This is a genomic window from Tropicimonas sp. IMCC34011 (genome assembly GCF_003390865.1).
GTDB lineage: Bacteria > Pseudomonadota > Alphaproteobacteria > Rhodobacterales > Rhodobacteraceae > Tropicimonas_B.
This window is the reverse complement of record NZ_QMEJ01000001.1, coordinates 293,666-311,619: the sequence shown is the minus strand read 5'-3', so window position 1 is coordinate 311,619 and position 17,954 is coordinate 293,666. Positions and strand designations below refer to the sequence as shown.

Here is a 17,954-nt window from a genome sequence, read left to right as displayed (position 1 = left end):
ACCAGCCGGCAGGGTCACCGCCTATGACGACGCGGTGACGATCATGTGACAGCCGCCGAGCCGGCTCAGGAAACGCCCAGTTTCTTCAGACGGGCATCGCGCAGGCGGGCGAAATCGTCGCCGGCATGATAGGACGAGCGCGTCAGCGGCGTGGCGGAGACCATGAGGAACCCCTTGCCATAGGCCGACCGCTCGTAGGACGCGAATTCGTCCGGCGTGATGAAGCGGTCCACACCGTGGTGCTTGGGCGACGGCTGGAGATACTGGCCGATGGTCAGGAAATCGATATCCGCCGCGCGCATGTCGTCCATCACCTGCCGAACCTGCTCACCGGTCTCGCCGAGGCCGACCATGATGCCCGACTTGGTGAACATCGTCGGATCGAGCTCCTTCACCCGCTGCAGGAGGCGCAGCGAATGAAAGTAGCGCGCGCCGGGGCGCACCGACGGGTAGAGGCCCGGCACGGTCTCGAGATTGTGGTTGAAGACGTCGGGCTTCGCCGCAACGACGACCTCGAGCGCCTCGGGGGCGCATTTGAGGAAGTCCGGCGTCAGGATCTCGATCGTGGTTTCGGGGGAGCGCCGGCGGACGGCGCGGATCGTCTGGGCAAAATGCTCCGCCCCGCCATCCTCGACGTCGTCCCGATCCACAGAGGTGATGACGACGTGGGACAGACCGAGCTTCTGAACCGCATCGGCGACCCGGCCGGGTTCGAACACGTCGAGCGCGTCGGGACGGCCGGTGGCAACGTTGCAGAAAGTGCAGCCGCGGGTGCAGATCTCGCCCATGATCATCATGGTGGCGTGACCCTGGCTCCAGCATTCGCCGACATTCGGGCAGCCGGCCTCCTCGCACACGGTGGAGAGCCGATGCGTGCGCATGATGTCACGGGTCTTCCTGTAGCCCTCGCCCGTGGGGGCCTTGACCCGGATCCAGTCAGGCTTCTTGGGTTGCGCGTTGTCCGCGCGGTGCGCCTTTTCGGGATGGCGCTCTCCGGGGATCTTGAGATCGCGTGGCATCGGTGCCCTCTTCGGTTTCCCTCCACATAGGGGCTTTCGGACGGATTGTCCAAAGGCGTTCGCAGCTTACGGCGGGCGCCTGCCGTGCGCTGCGTGCATGGCCCGCGCGCGACGGTGCCGGATCGCATCGTTGCGATGAGCGCCCCGTCGCGCGCGCTTGAAGGCGAGGCGGAGGAGCCGCATAAGTCTCTCGGTATTTTCTGGACCGGACATCATGACCGAGACCGCCCCTCCCCTTCTCGACGCCGCCTTCTGGATCACGGCGTCCGCCATCCTGGTGCTGCTGATCTGCTCGGCCTTCTTCTCGGGATCCGAGACCGCGCTCACGGCCGCCTCCCGCGGCAAGCTGCGCTCGATGTCCGACAAGGGCTCCGCCGGCGCGGGCCGGGCCCTTGCGCTGAAGGAAGACGACGAGCGCCTGATCGGCGGCATCCTACTTGGCAACAACCTTGCCAACATCCTCGCGACCTCGCTCGCGACGGCACTCTTTACCCGCCTTCTCGGCGATGGCGGCGTGGCATTGGCAACGCTGGTTATGACGGCGCTCGTGCTGATCTTCGCCGAGGTGCTGCCCAAGACCTACGCGATCACCGACCCCGAATCCGCAGCGTCCAAGACCGCGCCGATGATCCGCATCGTCATTCTGGTCCTGTCTCCGGCTGTCTCCGCGGTGCGAGCGATCGTGCGCGGCGTGCTGCGAATCTTCGGCCTCAGGATCGACCCGGATCTCGCCTTGCTGTCTGTGCGGGAAGAAATCGTCGGTGCGCTTCAGATCGGGCATTCCGAGGGCGTCGTCGAAAAGGAGGACAGGGACCGGCTCCTCGGCGCGCTCGATCTGGGCGACCGAACGGTGGAGGAGATCATGCTCCACCGCTCCAAGATCGAGATGATCGACGCGGATGACGAGCCCTCTGCGATCCTCTCGCAGTCCCTCGCCTCGCCGCATACCCGCCTGCCCGTCTATCGCGGCGATCACGAGAACATCGTCGGCGTCGTCCATGCCAAGGACCTGCTGCGCGCCATGCACAAGCTGACCACGTCGGAAGCCGGCGCCGAGGCGCTTGCGAAGTTCCGCGTGCTCGACGTGGCGATGAAGCCCTACTTCGTGCCAGAGACCACCACGCTGGATGACCAGATGCGGGAATTCCTGCGCCGCCACACGCACTTCGCCCTCGTGGTGGACGAGTACGGTGCGCTGCAGGGGCTGATCACGCTGGAGGACATCCTCGAGGAAATCGTCGGCGAGATCACCGACGAGTTCGACGTGTCCGGCGAGCGCCCGATGAGGCGCACGGAGACGGGCGACTGGCTGGTGGACGGAGCGATGACGATCCGCGATCTCAACCGCGCGCGGGACTGGAACCTGCCCGACGAGGAAGCCAACACCGTCGCGGGCCTCGTCATCCACGAGGCGCAGACGATCCCAACGCAGGGCCAGGTGTTCTCGTTTCACGGCTTCCGCTTCGAAGTGCTGGCGCGGAAGGACAACCGCATCACGCGGCTGAAGATCAGGCAGCTCTAGCGTCGCAGGATCCGTGCGAGGCGCCTTGATTTTGGCGCCCGTTCGGATGCAGGCTTCCGGGGCGCCGTAACGTCAAGCGGCCGGTCGCCGGAAGAATGCGATGCCCGAAGGCTCCAGCAGCAGCCCCGCGAAGACGCCCACGGAAGCGCCGGAGGCGGTGAGACTCGTTCCGCTTCAGCGTCTGACCCATGGCGGGCGGTGGCGGTCCGAGGCGATGCGCTCTATTCGAGAGCCGCTGCTTCTCTGGGTCACGCGCGGGCAAGGTCGGATCACGGTCGCGGGCACGACGCGGGGCTACGGCGCACATAACGCGATCTACATCCCGGCCCGCACCATGCACGGCATCGAGGTCACCGCGCCGACCTTCGGCTCCGCCCTCCGGTTCGGGGCAGGTCTGGCGTCCCTGCCCGAGGCTCCGCATCATCTGAGGATCAGGGATGCCGGCGCGCAGGGCGAGATGACGAGCCTGATCGAGGCCCTGCAACGCGAGATCGACGCCGGCCGCCCGGCACGGGAGCGCGCCATCGGGCTCCATGGCAGTCTCGTCGCTCTCTGGCTGGAACGGCAGATCATGGCGGACCGCAGCGAGGCGCGAGACGGCACTCATGAGAAGGCCTCTGCCCTCGCCCGGGCCTTCACCGCCCTTGTCGAGGACAAGCTCTATACCGGCCAGACCATTGCCGATTACGCAACGAAGCTCGGCGTCAGCGCGGACGAGTTGACCCGAACCTGCCTCGAGACATGCGGACACACGGCGGAAGACATCCTGGCCGACCGCACCGCCTTCGAGGCCCGCCGGCTGCTTGTGCAGACCGCGCTGCCGCCCGATCACATCGCGCTCATGTTGGGCTTCGGGAGCCGGGATGACTTCGCCGACGCCTTTCGGGCCCGAGCCGGGATCGGACCGTCGGAATTCCGCGACAGCAGCCGGAACCGGCCCCTCTCGTCCGAGTGGTAAGCCCCACGCGTCATTCAAGGGAACGTGAACCGACCCGCGCGCATTGGTCCGCCAGATAATTTTGAACGACGGGCAGGACAGACGCTATGTCACACAGCGATTTTTCATGGGCCATTCCGGTCATGCGAGCCGGATACAGTGGCCGGGGGCTGATCTACACGGTCGTCGGCGGCTACTCGGCCTACGCCATCTGGCGCGGGGGCAACGCGCAGGGAACGAGCGAGGCGCTGGCCCAGCTCGAGACGACAACTTGGGGCGGCATTGTCCTCGCGCTGATCGCGATCGGCATGATCTGCTACGCCGCCTGGCGCGTGGTCGACTGCATCTGGGACCTCGAGGATTACGGCTCGGACGGCAAGGGAATGATCGCCCGCACCGGCATGATCGTGACCGGCGTCATTCACCTCGCCTTCGCCTTCGTCGCGATTTCGCTCCTGTTCACCGGCGGGACCGGAGGTGGCTCCGGCGGCGACAGCGGTAGCGGCTCAGGCAGCGGCGGCGGTTCCAGCATCGTCGAATGGGTCGGCAAGATCATGGAGGCGCCCGCGGGCCGCTGGATCGTCGGAATCGGCGGCGTGATCGTCATCGGCGCCGGGCTCTACTATCTCGTCAAGGCCTGGAAGGAGAAGTACCGCGAGCACCTGATGGCCAACAAGTTCACCACGAACTACAACTGGCTTCTGAAGGCCGGTGTCGCGGCGCAGGGCGTCGTCGTGACGGTGATCGGCGGGCTTCTTGTCAACGCCGCGATCTCCGCCAATCCGAGCGAGGCGGGCGGCATGGAAGCGGCCTTCGGCTGGCTGTCCCAGCAGGCCTATGGCCGTGTCCTGGTCACGGCGCTGGCCCTCGGCCTTCTGTGCTTCGCGTTCTTCTGCTTCGTGAACGCCGCCTACCGGATCGTGCCGAAAGCGGCCGGCCCGAACATCACCTCGCTTGCACGGCAGGCCGAGTTGAAGGCGAAGTCCTACACCTGAGCAGTCGGGTCCGGAACGAGATAGGGCGCGGGGAGCATATGCCTCCCGCGCCCTTTTATTCATGTCTGCCCCGAAGGATCAGGCCGCGTTGCTGCTCCGACCCCGGCGACGATTGCGCTTCGGCTTGGCCGCGGTGACGCCGGGCTTGCCCCTGGCACCCTGGCCATGGCCCTGACCGCGACCGCCGCCACCACCGGGCTTCCCACCGCCGCCGCCGCCGCGACGGCCACGCCCGCCGCCATCGGCCTTCTTGGGCGCGGGACCGGTCGGACGCTCACCGCCCGCAACCTCGATCGGCAGCTTCGTGGTCTTCTCGATATCCCTCAGCAGGTCGATCTCTTCGGGCGAGCAGAATGCCACGGCCCGTCCGGACGCTCCGGCGCGCGCCGTACGGCCGATGCGGTGGACATAGGCGTCTGGCACGTTCGGAAGATCATAGTTGTAGACGTGACGCACGTCCGGAATGTCGAGGCCGCGCGCGGCAACGTCGGTTGCGACCAGGACGCGGATATCCCCATCGCGGAACCCGTCGAGCGCCCGAAGGCGCTGACCCTGGCTCTTGTTGCCATGGATCGACGCGGCCGCGAAACCGGACTTGTCGAGACCCTTCATGAGCCGCTCCGCGCCGTGCTTGGTCCGGGCGAAGACGAGCGCGCGCTCATCGCGGTGCTCGTCCAGCAGATCGGCCAGCAGCGCCGGCTTCTCCGACTGGTCGAGGAAGTGGATGTACTGCGCGATCTTGTCCGCGGGACGACCCGGGGGAGACACCTCGACGCGTACGGGATTGCGCAGGTAGGTGTTGGCCAGCTCGTTCATCTGCTTCGGCATCGTGGCCGAGAAGAGCATGGTCTGCCGATCCTCGGGCAGGAGCCGGGCGATCTTGCGCAGGGCATGGATGAAGCCGAGATCCAGCATCTGGTCAGCTTCGTCCAGCACGAGGAACGGTGTGCCGGCGAGGTTGACGGCGCCCTGCTCCAGAAGGTCGATCAAACGGCCGGGCGTGGCGACGAGGACGTCGCAGCCCTTTTCCATCTTGCGGATCTGCGGCCCCGGCGAGACGCCGCCGGTGATCGTCTGGATCCGGATCTGGGTGCCTTGCGTCATGTGCGAGAGCGTGTCGGCGATCTGCCGTACGAGCTCGCGCGTCGGCGCGAGGATCAGCGATTTGGGCTGCTTCGGCGTGGGACGGCCACCATGGGTGGTCATCAGCGCGTGAACGAGCGGCAGGCCGAAGGCGGCGGTCTTGCCGGTTCCGGTCTGCGCGAGCCCGAGCACGTCGCGGCCGTTCATCGCGTGGGGAATGGCCTGAGCCTGGATCGGCGTCGGTTCGGAGATGTTGGTGCGCTTCAGCGCATCCAGAAGACGGGGGTCGAGCCCCAGCATGTCGAAATCCAAGAAAATGTCCTTTCGCGGCGCTCGGGGCCTCTTAGGCCCGGCGCGGCACCAGAGCGGCGAGGGCCGCCCCGGAATGGGGTTCTCCGACGCGAGTCGCGGCGCCGGACCGTCTGTCCGGAGCTGCCTGCGGCGGCGCGTGTCCCCAATGCGTGATGTCGGAAACTCAAATCGTCCGCCGGCCCGGCGTCCCATGAAGATGGGGAACGTCTCACGCGGCCATGCTTGGCGGACATCGCAGGACATGCCCCCTCGCCCGCCCGAAGTCAAGGCCGGGCGGACCGGGGCGCGGGCGCTGCGGCGTGACCCGCGGCGCCGTCAGCTGCCCATGATCTTGACGACGTACAGCTTCGTTTCGGTGTAGGGCGGAATGCCGCCGTGCTTGTCCACCGCGCCGGGGCCGGCGTTGTAGGCGGCAAGCGCGAGACGCCAGTCGCGATACCGGTCGTACATCATGCGCAGGTAACGCGCCCCGCCCTCGAGGTTCTGCTGCGGATCATGCGGATCGACACGCAGCGTCGCCGCCGTGCCCGGCATCAGCTGGGCAAGACCGATGGCGCCCTTGTGGCTGAGCGCGTTCGAGTTCCAGCCGCTTTCCTGCTGAACAAGGCGCAGGAAGAGGTCCTCCGGCACGTTGTACTTCCGGGCGGCGCCGCGGGCGACCTCGACGAACTGTCCCTGGTAACGCCCCGAATAGCTCGGCCCCTCACTGTACTTGGACGGAGCGACGATGGAGGGCGGAGCGATGCCGACGGAGGCGCGGTACTGGACCGAGGCCCTGTCATCGAGAAACCGCGTCTGCGCCGCGAACTGCTTGGAGCGCGACTTCGAGGAAACGATGGTGTCGGCAATCGCTCCGGTCGGCACGATGAAAGCGGCAGCGAGGGCCGCGGCAATGATCCGCTGCATTGTGGTTGTCCTGACTGTCCCTGTCGTTTGGGCGCGATGCTAGACGATCGGACAATGGCTCGCTACCCCGCGAAAAGGGGAGGCGGGTGTCCGCTCAAGGGTAACGGGGCGGGAGCGCCCTGCCCGTCCGGTTTTGACTTTCCATGGCGCGCCGCAGGTGGTGTAACCGGCGGCATTCAACAACACCCGAAATCGGAGGGTCGCATGGCCGGATCGGTGAACAAGGTCATCCTGATCGGAAATCTGGGTCGGGACCCGGAAGTCAGGACCTTCCAGAACGGCGGAAAGGTCTGCAACCTGCGGATCGCGACCTCCGACACCTGGAAGGACAAGAATACGGGCGAGCGCCGCGAGAAGACCGAATGGCACTCCGTGGCAATCTTCTCGGAGCCGCTGGCGCGCGTCGCCGAGCAGTATCTGCGCAAGGGGTCCAAGGTCTATATCGAGGGTCAGCTCGAGACGCGGAAATACCAGGACCAGTCCGGCGCCGATCGCTATTCGACCGAGGTAGTGCTGCGGCCCTACACCTCGACGCTCACCATGCTCGACGGCCGCGGTGAAGGCGGCGGCGGTGGCGGCGGCAATTATGGCGGCGGATCCGGCGGTGGAAACTACGGCGGCGGATCAGGCGGCGGCTACGGTGGTGGCGGCGGCGGTTACGACGATCGCGGCACCGGTGGTTCCTCCGGCCCCGGCGGCAGCGATTTCGACGACGAGATCCCGTTCTAAAGGGTGCTTTGGGCGCGGGGCCCGTTTGCGCGAATGCGCACGGGTCCTGCGCCGGGGCGCCAGTATCGGTGCAGGCAAACTTCGATGTACTTCGATCGCAACGAAACACTGCATCGGAGCAGATAGCCCATGTCGACCGCCCTGACCGCCCACGCCCCCAAGATGCTCAGCGTCCTGCGCATCGTGTCCGCCCTCATCTTCCTGGCGCACGGAACGCAGAAACTGCTGAACTTCCCCGCCAGCGACATGAACCCCCCGCTCCTGTCCATGTTCGGCATTGCCGGCCTGATCGAGCTGGTGGGCGGCATCCTGCTCCTGATCGGTCTGTTCACCCGTCCCGTCGCTTTCATCTGTTCCGGCCTGATGGCCGCGGCGTACTTCATCGCCCACGCACCGCAGAGCGCGTTCCCGTCGCTGAACGGTGGCGACGCGGCGATCCTCTACTGCTTCGTGTTCCTGTACTTCGTGTTCTCCGGCCCCGGTGTCTGGAGCGTGGACGCCGCGCGCAGCAAGTCCACCCTCGCCTAAGCGGCCAGCGCGTCCTCAAGGAGGGCGCGCACCGCATCCGGCGGCACGTCCGACGTGACGAAGGCGTCCCCTATCCCGCGGGCCAGGATGAAACGCAGCCGACCGTCCACGACTTTCTTGTCCTGAGCCATCAGGGCAAGAAGCCCCTCCGCATCCGGCAGATCGCCGGGAATGTCCGAGAGCCGCATCCGCATCCCCATCCGGTCCAGATGCGCGCGCACGCGGCTCGGCTCCTCCTGCGAACACAGGTTCAGGCGCGCCGAGAGATCGAAGGCCAGCGCGCAGCCGATCGCGACGCCCTCACCATGCAGCAACCGGTCCGAGTACCCCGTCGCGGCCTCGAGCGCATGGCCGAAGGTATGGCCGAGATTGAGGAGCGCGCGGTCCCCCTGCTCGGTTTCGTCCCGCACCACGATATCCGCCTTCATCTGGACGGAGCGCCGCACCGCCTCCGCGCGGGCAGCCCCGTCGCCGCGCGCCAGCGCCGGGCCGTTCTTTTCGAGCCAGCCGAAGAAGCCTTCGTCCCCCAGAAGCCCGTATTTCACCACTTCCCCGTAGCCCGCGATGAAATCCCGCTCCGGGAGCGTCTCCAGCGCATCCACGTCGGCAAGCACGAGGCTCGGCTGGTGGAAGGCGCCGATGAGGTTCTTCCCAAGGGGGGAATTGATGCCGGTCTTGCCGCCGACGGAGCTGTCCACCTGCGCCAGGAGACTCGTCGGGATCTGCACGAGGCGCACGCCCCTGCGCAGGATCGCCGCCGCGAATCCCACAAGATCGCCGATCACGCCGCCACCGAGCGCCAGCACGACGTCGCGGCGCTCGACGCGTTCGGCAACCAGCCATTCCGTGACACGCTCCAGCTGGGACCAGCACTTCGTGCCCTCGCCCGGTGGCAGGATGAGCTGCGCGTACTCGATCCCGGCCGCCTCCAGCCCATCGCGAAGCGGCCCCAGATGCAGCGCGGCCACATTCTCCTCGGTCACGACCGCCACCCGGCGCCGCGCCAGAAGAGGTGCGATTTCCTCGCCGGCGCGGGCGATCAGGCCCCGGTCTATCCGCACGTCGTACGCACGGGATCCGAGGGGGACGTGGACGTCAGGCATGGGTCCTCTCCAGAATATCGGTTCGCGTGGCGAGAACGCGCGTCACTTCCTCGGCCATGTCGGCGACCGAATAGGACGGGTCCGCCTCGGCGGTGAGATCTGCCAGGGCATAGACGGGCTCGCGCTCGGACGCGATGCGCTCCAGCGTGGCGCGCGGATCGGCCGTGCGCAGGAGCGGACGCGTGTCCTTGTGGCGCACGCGGGACCAGAGCGTCGCGATATCCACCTTCAGCCAGACGGCGACTCCGTTGCGGGAGATGATCTCGCGATTCTCCGAGGCCAAGTACGCGCCGCCGCCGGTGGAGAGTATGGCGGGCTCGCCGGTGATCAGCCGCCGGAGGACCTGGCGCTCCTTGAGCCGGAAGAAGGGCTCGCCGTCACGCTCGAAGATCTCGGCAATCGACATGTTCGCCGCCTTCACGATCTCCGAATCACTGTCCACGAACGGCACGCCGAGGCGGCGGGCCAGGGCCTGTCCGACCGCGGTCTTCCCCGCTCCCATCATGCCGACGAGGGCGACGGGTTTCTTCAGGCGCGCGCGCATGGTGCTTCCCTTTTCGCGGGCGCGATCCCGCGCAAATTGTCGTGTCGGCCCCTGAATGGCGTGAAACCGCCGGCGATGCCATATATAGTTTTCACGGGCCGTCCGGAGAGGCGGCAAGGGACAGGCAAGGACGAGCGGAAAATGTGGCGATTGATCAAGCTGTTGTTCTTCCTCGCGGTGATCGGCGCCATCGGGCTCGTGGGCTTTGCCTATTTCGGTGACCTGACGCCGGAGCAGCAGGACGTGACCGAGCCCGTGACCCTTAATGTGGACTAGAACCGCTCTTCTCTGCCTCCCGCTCCTGACCGGGCTTGCAGGTCCGGCAGCGGCTCAGGCGCCACTCTCGGGCGTTGACTGGCTGTCCGACGTTCTCGCCGAGCCGGTCGTTCCGGATGAGCCGCCGGTATCGTCCGGTGCGGCTTTCCCGGAGGTGACCGTTCGGCCGCTGGACATGCCGATGCCAGACGCAATCGGGCTCGTGCCGCGCTCCCAGACGGGACTGCCGGCGGATCTCTGGGGCAATTCCTCCACGGAGGCACTGGCCCGGCGCATGACCGGCTTTCCCGCCTCCGCCCTGCCCGCCGCCCGGGATCTGCACCAGCTTCTGCTGACGGCGGAGGTGGACCCGCCGAAGGATGCGACGCCTGACGGGCGTCTTCTTCTGGCGCGGGTGGATGCGCTGCTCGCGCTCGGCGATCTGTCCTCCGCGGGGCAGCTTCTGAAAAAGGCGGGCGCAGGCGTGCCCGCCTTCTTCCGCCGAGGCTTCGATGTCGCCCTCCTGACCGGGCACGAGGATCGCGCCTGCGCCGATCTGCGGCGCACGCCCGGAATCGCCCCCTCAATTCCCGCCCGTGTCTTCTGCCTCGCCCGGACGGGCGACTGGCCCGCGGCCGCCCTGACGCTGGAAACGGCCGAGGCTCTGGGACAGCTCACACCCGACGAGGACGAGCTCCTCGCCCGCTTCCTCGATGCCGCGATCGCAGATGGCGCCGAACCGATGCCTCCCATCGAGAACCCGACCCCGCTCGATCTGAAGATGCGGGAGGCCATCGGGGAGCCGCTCCACGGGCCCACCCTGCCCGTCGCCTTCGCGCATTCGGATCTGCACGGACCGAATTCTTGGCGAACCCGTGTCGAGGCGGGCGAGCGGCTGACGCGGGCCGGCGTCTATTCCCCCCAGGATCTCGCGATGCTCTATGCCGAGCGGGAGGCCGCAGCCTCCGGCGGGGTCTGGGACCGCGTGGCGGCGATGCAGGCGTTCGAGGCGGCGATGGGAGACGGGCGCCCCCGCCCCGTGGCCGAACTTCTGCCGGGTACATGGAGCACCATGCGGTCCGCTGGGCTGGACCACGCCTTCGCCTCGCTTTACGGGACGCGCCTCGCAAAAATGGATCTGCCGCCGAGCGCCGCGGATCTGGCGCTTCGGATCGGACTCTTGACCCCGTCCTACGAGCGCATCGCTGCCTCGGCCGAACCGAAGGGCGCCGAGGCGATCTTTCTCGTCGCTCTCGCGCGCGGCATGCCCGGTGCCGCCACGGCCACCTCTCCGCTTGCGACCGCCATCGCCGATGCGTTCGCCGAGGATCCAGCCCCCGACCTTCCCGCCGCACTCGAGAGCCTGCGGAGCGAGGGTAAGCTCGGCGAGGCGCTCCTCGTTGCGGCGAACCGTATCGCGCGGGGCCGTGGCACGGATTACGGCACGATCACCGGCACACTGGCTTTCCTGCGGGATGTCGGTCTCGAGGACCGGGCGCGACGTATCGGCCTCGAACTGATGCTGCTGGAGCGCGGGGCATGAGCCCGCCCGCCCGCGCGGCGGGCTGGATTTCCGCCTTTCTCGATGCGCAGGCCGCTGAGCTCGACGCTTCCCGCAACACGTGCCTCGCCTATGGCCGTGACCTGAACGATTTCGCAGCCTGGGCAGAGCACAAGGGCCATGCGCTCGCCGATCTGGGGCGGGATGAGATCGAGGATTACCTCGTCCATTGTGACGCCCAGGGTCTCGCCACCTCCACACGGGCGCGGCGCCTCTCCTCGATCCGGCAGCTTTACCGGTTCGCCTATGACGAGGGGTGGCGCGCGGACAATCCGGCGCTCCGCCTCAAGGGGCCGGGCCGCACGGTGCGCCTTCCAAAGACGCTGAGCCACGACGAGGTGGACGCGCTACTCGCTGCCGCCGCCGAACAGGGCCGCACGGAGGCCGACCGCGCGCGGAACGGCTGCCTCATGCAGCTTCTCTATGCGACCGGGATGCGCGTGTCCGAACTCGTCTCCCTTCCCGTGAGCGCGGCGCGGGGCGATCCGCGGATGCTGCTGGTGCGCGGCAAGGGGGAGAAGGAGCGGCTCGTCCCTCTTTCCCCTCCCGCACGGGAGGCGCTTCTCGCCTGGCTGCACCATCGCGACGCGGCCGAGGATCTGGCGAGGACAGAGCGCGGCGCGGCGGCGTCCCGCTATCTCTTCGCCTCCTCGGGCTCGGCCGGGCACCTGACGCGCCATCGCTTCTATGCCCTCATCAAGGAGATCGCCGTCTCCGCTGGAGTTTCCCCCGCAAAGGTCACGCCGCATACCATGCGCCACGCCTTCGCGACCCACCTCCTCGCCGGTGGCGCGGACCTTCGCGCGATCCAGACGCTCCTTGGCCATGCCGATATCTCCACGACCGAGATCTACACCCACGTTCTCGACGAGCGGCTCCGGGAGCTGGTGACGACGCATCACCCCCTTGCGAAGGGCGCATGAGCGCAGGTGTCCCGCTCCTGATTCTTGCGGCCGGGGCCTCCCGCCGCATGGCCGGGCGGGACAAGCTGATCGAACCGGTGGACGGTGTGCCACTCCTGCGCCGGACCGCATCCGAGGCATTGGCCGCGTCCCGGGCAACCGGGTCGGGCCCGGTCACGGTCCTGCTGCCCGGCCTCGATCATCCCCGCGCGGAGGTGCTGGACAGGCTGGACGTGGCACGCATGGAGGTCCCGGACCACGCGGAGGGGATGGGCGCGACGATCCGGACGGGCGCGGCCGCCTTCCCCGACGCGCCCCGCCTGCTCATCCTCTTGGGGGATATGCCGGAGATCGGGCGGGAGGATATCGCGTCGGTCCTCTCGGCCCCCGGCGAGGCGCCGGACGCCCTCGTCTGGCGCGGGTCCACGGAAGACGGCAGACAAGGTCATCCGATCCTCTTCGACGCGTCGCTGATCCCGCACCTCCTGCGGCTGTCCGGCGATGACGGCGGGCGCGCGGCGGTGACCGCCGCCGGCGAGCGCCTCCACCTCGTTCACTTGCCCGGCCGCCGCGCGCGACGTGATCTCGACACGCCGGAGGATTGGTCAGCGTGGCGCAGGGAGACCGGCCGGTAGGAGACGTCGCCGTGATCAGGCGCGACATCGAAAAAAGGGCGGCCCCGACTCCCCGGGACCGCCCTTATTCTCGTCCAAGATCGCGCTCGGCCGCGCGACCGCGGTCCCGTTACATGACGAGGAGGCTTGCTTCCCGCTTTTTCAGGATCTTGCGCGCCGCGGCATAGTCCATCCGTCCCGCCGGGGTCTTCAGATCCGGGAAGATCGCGAAGATCTCCGCCCGCTGGGCTTCGTCGATGCCCTTGAGCGTGTAGTCTCCCGGCTGGAAGCTTTCCGTCCACGTTCCGTCCGACAGCACGACTTCGTGTTGCTCGAACATGAAGTGAATGTAGCTCGTGCCGAGGCAGTCCGCCTTGGAGATGCCGGGCGCACCGACGAGGTGCTTCGCGGCGACGAGAACCTCGTGCTCCTCGAAGTAGAGCGAGGTCATCTCGTTGGCGATCAGCATCCGGTGGTTGGGGCTGACGAGCATGTCCCGCTCCGGCAGACCGTGACCGAGACTGCCGGCCCGGATCAACACCGGGCGAAGCGACGGATCGGCCTGGAAACCGGCGAGGTCCATGTCCTTGCGGCCGGCCCAGGCGATCTCTTGGATGCCGTTGTCCCGCGTGATGACCTTGTCGCCGACGCGAAGCTCCTCGACAGGGCGCTCGCCCTGTGGCGTCGCGATCAGCGTGCCGGGGGTGAAGCAGGGAATGACGTTCTCGATCTCCTCGAACTTCATCGTGGAGCCGTCCTTGAACGTGACGGTCCCGTCCTCCCGGTCGTCGGAGGTGTAGGTGATGAAGTCCACGTCGGAACCGGTCAGGTCCAGCGTGTCGAAATCGTCGCCGCCCTCGCCGCCATCGACGAAGTCACCGCCATTGCCGCCGAAGAAGGTATCCCGGTCGTCGCCGCCGGAGAGGCGATCCGCGCCGTCACCGCCGGTGATCGTGTCGTTGCCCTTGCCGCCGTCGATGACGTCATCGCCGTCTTCGCCGTAGAGCTCGTCGTCGCCGTTCTCGCCGTAGATCGTATCGTTGTCGGCGCCGCCGTAGACGATGTCGTCACTGGCGCCGGCGCGGATCGTATCGTCCCCGTCGCCACCATAGATCGTGTCTTCGTTGTTGGCGCCGTTGATCGTGTCGTTGCCGCCTTCGCCGTAGATGACGTCGTCGCCGCCTTGGCCGTCGATGACGTCGTCTCCGTCACCGCCATGGATCTCGTCCGCACCGGCGCCACCGAGCAGCGTGTCGTTGCCGGCCCCGCCGTCGATATAGTCGCCGTCGCGGCCGCCCTGGATCCAGTCGTCGCCGTCGCCACCCGAGAGACGATCGTTGCCGCCCTGGCCGTAGATCACGTCGTTGCCGGAGCCGCCCTCGATGGTGTCGTCGTCCTGGTTGCCCTCGATGTAATCGTCACCAGCGCCGCCATCGATGGTGTCGTTGCCCTCGTTGCCATGGATGGTGTCGTTGCCATCGCCGCCGAAGATCAAGTCGTCGCCGGCACCGCCTCGGATCGTATCGTCGCCCTGGCCGCCGAGGAGCGTGTCGTTGCCCTCGCCGCCGTCGATGAAGTCGTTGTCGATCCCGCCATCGATGTAATCGTCGCCGGCATCGCCGTAGAGCTTGTCGGCATCGTCCTCGCCGAAGATCCGGTCGTTGCCGTCGCCGCCGTGAATGACATCCTTGCCGTTGTCGGTGACCTTGTCGCCCTGATCGTCGCGGACGTTGAGCTGGTCGAAGGGCACGGACGGGCCGAGCCCGCCGTAGATCGTGTCGTCACCGGCACCGCCATAGACCTCGTCGGAGCCCTCGCCGGCGATGATGGTGTCGTTGCCCTCGCCGCCATCGACATAGTCGTCGTCGAGGCCGGCATTGATCGTGTCGTCACCGGTGCCGCCGAAGATCACGTCATCATCGTCGCCGGTGATGATCGTATCGTTCCCGGCACCGCCTTCGACGTAATCCTTGTCATTGTCGGGGTCGGGATCGGACGGGAAGAGGCCCGGATATCCCCGGTCCGGGAGGGGCCTCGAACTCAGGGGAGCGGACGTGTCGATGTAATCGTCGCCATCATCGCCGAAAACGGTGTCGCTGCCGTCGCCGCCGGTGATCTTGTCGCCCATGGCGCCGCCATGGATCGTGTCGTCGCCAGCCCCGCCATCGATGACGTCGACGTTGTTTCCGCCGGTGATCGTGTCGTTGCCGTCCTCGCCGTAGATCACGTCATTGCCGCCGCCGCCGATGATCTCGTCATCGCCGCTGCCGCCGTAGAGCGTGTCGTCGCCGGATTTCCCGTCGATCTTGTCGTTGCCGGCGCCGCCGCGGATGATGTCGTTGTCCCGGCCGCCGATGATCGTGTCGTCGCCGTCGCCGCCGTCGATCTCGTCGTCGCCGCCCTGACCGAGGATGGTGTCGTTGCCGGCACCGCCCTGGATCACGTCCGCATCTTCGCCGCCTTCGATGTAATCGTTGCCGTCGCCGCCGTCGATGAAGTCGCCGCCGTCGCCGCCGCTGATCCGGTCGTTCCCGGCGCCGCCCTCGATATGGTCGGAGCCGTCGCCGCCACGGATGATGTCGTCACCCTCTCCGCCGTAGAGCGTGTCGTCGCCTGTGCCGCCGTCGATCGTGTCGTTGCCGGCCTCGCCGTAGATGACGTCATCGCCCTCTCCGCCGAAGAGGCGGTCGTCGCCCGGCTCGCCGGGGCCAGCGGGCAGGAACTCCGCCCCCGCCGTGAAGGCCACATCCGAGATGAAGATGCCCGAGGTGCCCGAACCTACGTTGTTGTGAATCACCTCGATCCGGCTGACCGGCCCGGTGATATTCACGATGACGGAGGCGTCGGGGTCCGTCTGGGTGTCGTTGTCGGTGCTGTCCGCGGTGAAGGTGTTCCCGTCCCGGAGCAACTCGTCGCCGGGGGTGAAGTCGATATCGACCGGATTGCCGTCCGCATCAAAGGCATTGATCGTGACGCTGCCCTTGTTCACATCGATATCGGTGACCGTGAAGGACACGCCCGTGACCGCTTCGGAGAAGCCGAACTCGTACGTCGCGGACTCACCTCTCTCGGCCATCGACTGAAGGGCGGAGTTGGAGTTTGCGTCGCCGGTGACGAAGATGCCTTCATTATCGAACTGGCTCTCGGCGCGGCCCCAGCCGGCATGCGGAATCTTGGCCGTAACTTTGACGGCGCCCGTATCCTGCTCGAAGATGTAGCCGTCGATATGCTCCCCGTCGTCGACGGTTCCGTGGCCATATCGGTCGGTATCCGGCAGCTTGCTCCATTCGAAGGATTCCGCCGTGCCGCCCGTGGGGCCGCCTGCGGTGTCGGTGCCGGGAGCGACGCTGTCGCCGTAGATCTCGTCGTTGCCCTGACCGCCATAGACGGTGTCGTTTCCGCCGCCGGCATAGACGATATCGTCGTTCGGGCCCTCGCCGGGAAGGATGGCATCGCCGTTGTCGATGCGGTCGCCCTCGGGATCGCCGGTGTAGTTCTCGTTGATCAGGTCGTCTCCGGCGGTGCCCTCGACATAACCGTCGAGGCCATCTGCGGGACCGCCCGGCGTGTCGTCGAACTCGGTATCGCCGATGGTGTAGCAGATATCGTCGATGGCGCCGGAGCCGTTCAGGGTGATCTCCATGCGGGAGACGTCCTCGACACCGAAATTGACCTGGCAGATGCCGCCGTCGCCGGTATGCGGCAGCTGCGCCGTCTTGATGAGGCTGCCGTCCGCGGCGAAGAACTTCACCGTGCCGCCTTCTTCGGTGTCGATCACCCGGAAGCTGTTGACCTCGGAGGGAGACGCGAAGTCCAGCGCGATGGTGCCGCCGCCGGAATTGTCGTCCGGATCGGAGCTGTCGCCATCCTCGGAAAGGATGAGGGCCTTGCCCTGGTACCACGTTCCCAGATCGTAGTCGCCGCCGGTCGGATGCGACGTGTCGAAGATCATCGGAGGATGGTTCGGATCGGCCGAACTGATGCGAACCCCGTACTCCTCGTACTGGTTCGAGACGAGATCCCCCTTGTGGAGGCTTTCGAAGACGATCCTGTAGGTGGTGTCGCCGGATGAATAGGTCATGTCCGCCTCCTCAAACTCACGTGGGCTGGCACAGGGCGGCGCCCGGCACGGGTTATGTCACAGGGACCGGGTGGTCCGTCGGGACCGAACAGACTTCCAAAAAATGATGGCATCATGGCACGTTTCGGCCCCGGGCATGTCTCGAACCCTTTGGGGGGCGAAGCACCGCGCGACAGCGGCCGGCACACGGACCGACGAGGCGCGGCGCGGGGGGTGGGACGCCGGCAAATACACGCCTGGCGATTTGCAGGAACCTGCGGAAGAAGGCCGAGGCCCCCGTCATGCAAGGCGCTCGATACACGCGAGCAACACACTTCCCATACCCCCCGCGATGCGCCGCATCGCGGTTCGAGTGCGGCCGCCCCCGCAGCCAGCAGACTTCGCCCCCCAGTCGGGCAAGACCGATATACGCGCCAAGCTGCGGGAATCGAAAGTGAAAAATGGCGCAATCATGGCGCGAGCGGAGCGTAAATAGGACGACAAAAAGGCGATGTTCGGGACACTTTACCGTACCCATGCGGCGAAAGTTTCCTATACGTAAACGCTCATCTTCGTACCTATGATGCGAAAATCATCTAGCTAACATAGGGTTAGGCCTCGCCGTGGCCTCTCGGGCGGTCAGAGAGCGCCTTGGACGGAGGCGCTACGCCAAATCCTAAAAATGGTTAAAACAAGGCGTCTAAAAGGTGCCGAGACCTATCCAAAAAGACAGGTCACGCGCGAGATGCTCTCGGGCAGCGCTTGATCAATCTTCAGGCTGATGCCCGATTGTTCTCGATTTCTCGCCGGCCGCACGCTGCTCCGCGAATCGTCCCCGGCACGATTGCCAGACGAAAGGCGTACCGGCATACTCCTACCAAAGC

Annotated in this window: 15 protein-coding genes; 9 read left to right on the top strand and 6 right to left on the bottom strand. The window is 66.8% G+C overall.

Annotated elements, in window-relative coordinates; translation table 11 throughout:
• Positions 1-65: 65 nt before the first annotated feature.
• A complete protein-coding gene (lipA, locus tag DQG15_RS01560) occupies positions 66-1,019 on the bottom strand; it encodes a lipoyl synthase (RefSeq protein ID WP_116082189.1) in 954 nt (317 codons plus the stop codon).
• 214 nt (positions 1,020-1,233) lie between these two features.
• On the opposite strand from lipA, the gene DQG15_RS01555 reads away from it, so the two are divergent.
• The 3 genes from DQG15_RS01555 (at position 1,234) to DQG15_RS01545 (ending at position 4,473) form a co-directional block, all read left to right on the top strand.
• Positions 1,234-2,541: an HlyC/CorC family transporter gene (locus tag DQG15_RS01555; RefSeq protein ID WP_116082188.1), complete on the top strand. Its 1,308-nt coding sequence runs from the start codon at positions 1,234-1,236 to the stop codon at positions 2,539-2,541.
• Between the two features lie 100 nt (positions 2,542-2,641).
• The gene (locus tag DQG15_RS01550; protein WP_116082186.1) at positions 2,642-3,499 is read left to right on the top strand and encodes an AraC family transcriptional regulator; all 858 of its coding nucleotides are present in this window, start codon (positions 2,642-2,644) and stop codon (positions 3,497-3,499) included.
• Between the two features lie 86 nt (positions 3,500-3,585).
• Positions 3,586-4,473 carry a DUF1206 domain-containing protein gene (locus DQG15_RS01545; RefSeq protein ID WP_116082184.1) on the top strand — a complete coding sequence of 296 codons (888 nt, stop codon included), beginning with the start codon at positions 3,586-3,588 and terminating at the stop codon, positions 4,471-4,473.
• Positions 4,474-4,551: 78 nt separating this feature from the next.
• On the opposite strand, the gene DQG15_RS01540 is transcribed toward DQG15_RS01545, so the two are convergent.
• Positions 4,552-5,868 (bottom strand): DEAD/DEAH box helicase, encoded by a 1,317-nt coding sequence (locus DQG15_RS01540; RefSeq protein WP_232830664.1) that lies wholly within the window; start codon positions 5,866-5,868, stop codon positions 4,552-4,554.
• A 315-nt stretch (positions 5,869-6,183) separates the two neighbouring features.
• Positions 6,184-6,774 carry a lytic transglycosylase domain-containing protein gene (locus DQG15_RS01535; RefSeq protein WP_116082182.1) on the bottom strand — a complete coding sequence of 197 codons (591 nt, stop codon included), beginning with the start codon at positions 6,772-6,774 and terminating at the stop codon, positions 6,184-6,186.
• A 204-nt stretch (positions 6,775-6,978) separates the two neighbouring features.
• Here DQG15_RS01535 and ssb point away from each other — a divergent pair, with 204 nt between their 5' ends.
• On the top strand, positions 6,979-7,503 hold the full coding sequence (gene ssb, locus DQG15_RS01530) for a single-stranded DNA-binding protein (RefSeq protein WP_116082181.1): 525 nt from the start codon (positions 6,979-6,981) through the stop codon (positions 7,501-7,503).
• A gap of 129 nt (positions 7,504-7,632) precedes the next feature.
• Entirely contained in the window at positions 7,633-8,031 is a 399-nt protein-coding gene (locus DQG15_RS01525; protein ID WP_116082179.1) for a DoxX family protein, read from the top strand.
• Here DQG15_RS01525 and aroB read toward each other — a convergent pair.
• A complete protein-coding gene (gene aroB / locus DQG15_RS01520) occupies positions 8,028-9,134 on the bottom strand; it encodes a 3-dehydroquinate synthase (protein WP_116082177.1) in 1,107 nt (368 codons plus the stop codon). The two genes, DQG15_RS01525 and aroB, sit on opposite strands and share 4 nt — an antisense overlap.
• A complete protein-coding gene (locus tag DQG15_RS01515; protein ID WP_255415102.1) occupies positions 9,127-9,735 on the bottom strand; it encodes a shikimate kinase in 609 nt (202 codons plus the stop codon). Before DQG15_RS01515 ends, aroB begins: the two co-directional genes overlap by 8 nt.
• Positions 9,736-9,819: 84 nt before the next feature.
• Between DQG15_RS01515 and DQG15_RS18710 the strand changes: the two genes are divergently transcribed.
• The 4 genes from DQG15_RS18710 to DQG15_RS01500 are packed head-to-tail and all read left to right on the top strand — an operon-like array spanning position 9,820 to position 13,031.
• Positions 9,820-9,954, top strand: a complete 135-nt coding sequence (locus DQG15_RS18710; RefSeq protein ID WP_255415077.1) for a hypothetical protein — start codon at positions 9,820-9,822, stop codon at positions 9,952-9,954.
• A complete protein-coding gene (locus DQG15_RS01510; protein ID WP_116082174.1) occupies positions 9,944-11,476 on the top strand; it encodes a hypothetical protein in 1,533 nt (510 codons plus the stop codon). Before DQG15_RS18710 ends, DQG15_RS01510 begins: the two co-directional genes overlap by 11 nt.
• On the top strand, positions 11,473-12,417 hold the full coding sequence (locus DQG15_RS01505; protein ID WP_116082172.1) for a site-specific tyrosine recombinase XerD: 945 nt from the start codon (positions 11,473-11,475) through the stop codon (positions 12,415-12,417). Before DQG15_RS01510 ends, DQG15_RS01505 begins: the two co-directional genes overlap by 4 nt.
• Positions 12,414-13,031 carry an NTP transferase domain-containing protein gene (locus DQG15_RS01500; protein WP_116082170.1) on the top strand — a complete coding sequence of 206 codons (618 nt, stop codon included), beginning with the start codon at positions 12,414-12,416 and terminating at the stop codon, positions 13,029-13,031. The genes DQG15_RS01505 and DQG15_RS01500 overlap by 4 nt, the downstream gene beginning before the upstream one ends.
• A 109-nt stretch (positions 13,032-13,140) precedes the next feature.
• Here the strand turns inward: DQG15_RS01500 and DQG15_RS18770 are convergent, their stop codons facing one another.
• A complete protein-coding gene (locus DQG15_RS18770; protein ID WP_157968867.1) occupies positions 13,141-17,091 on the bottom strand; it encodes a Hint domain-containing protein in 3,951 nt (1,316 codons plus the stop codon).
• Between the last annotated feature and the right edge of the window lie 863 nt (positions 17,092-17,954).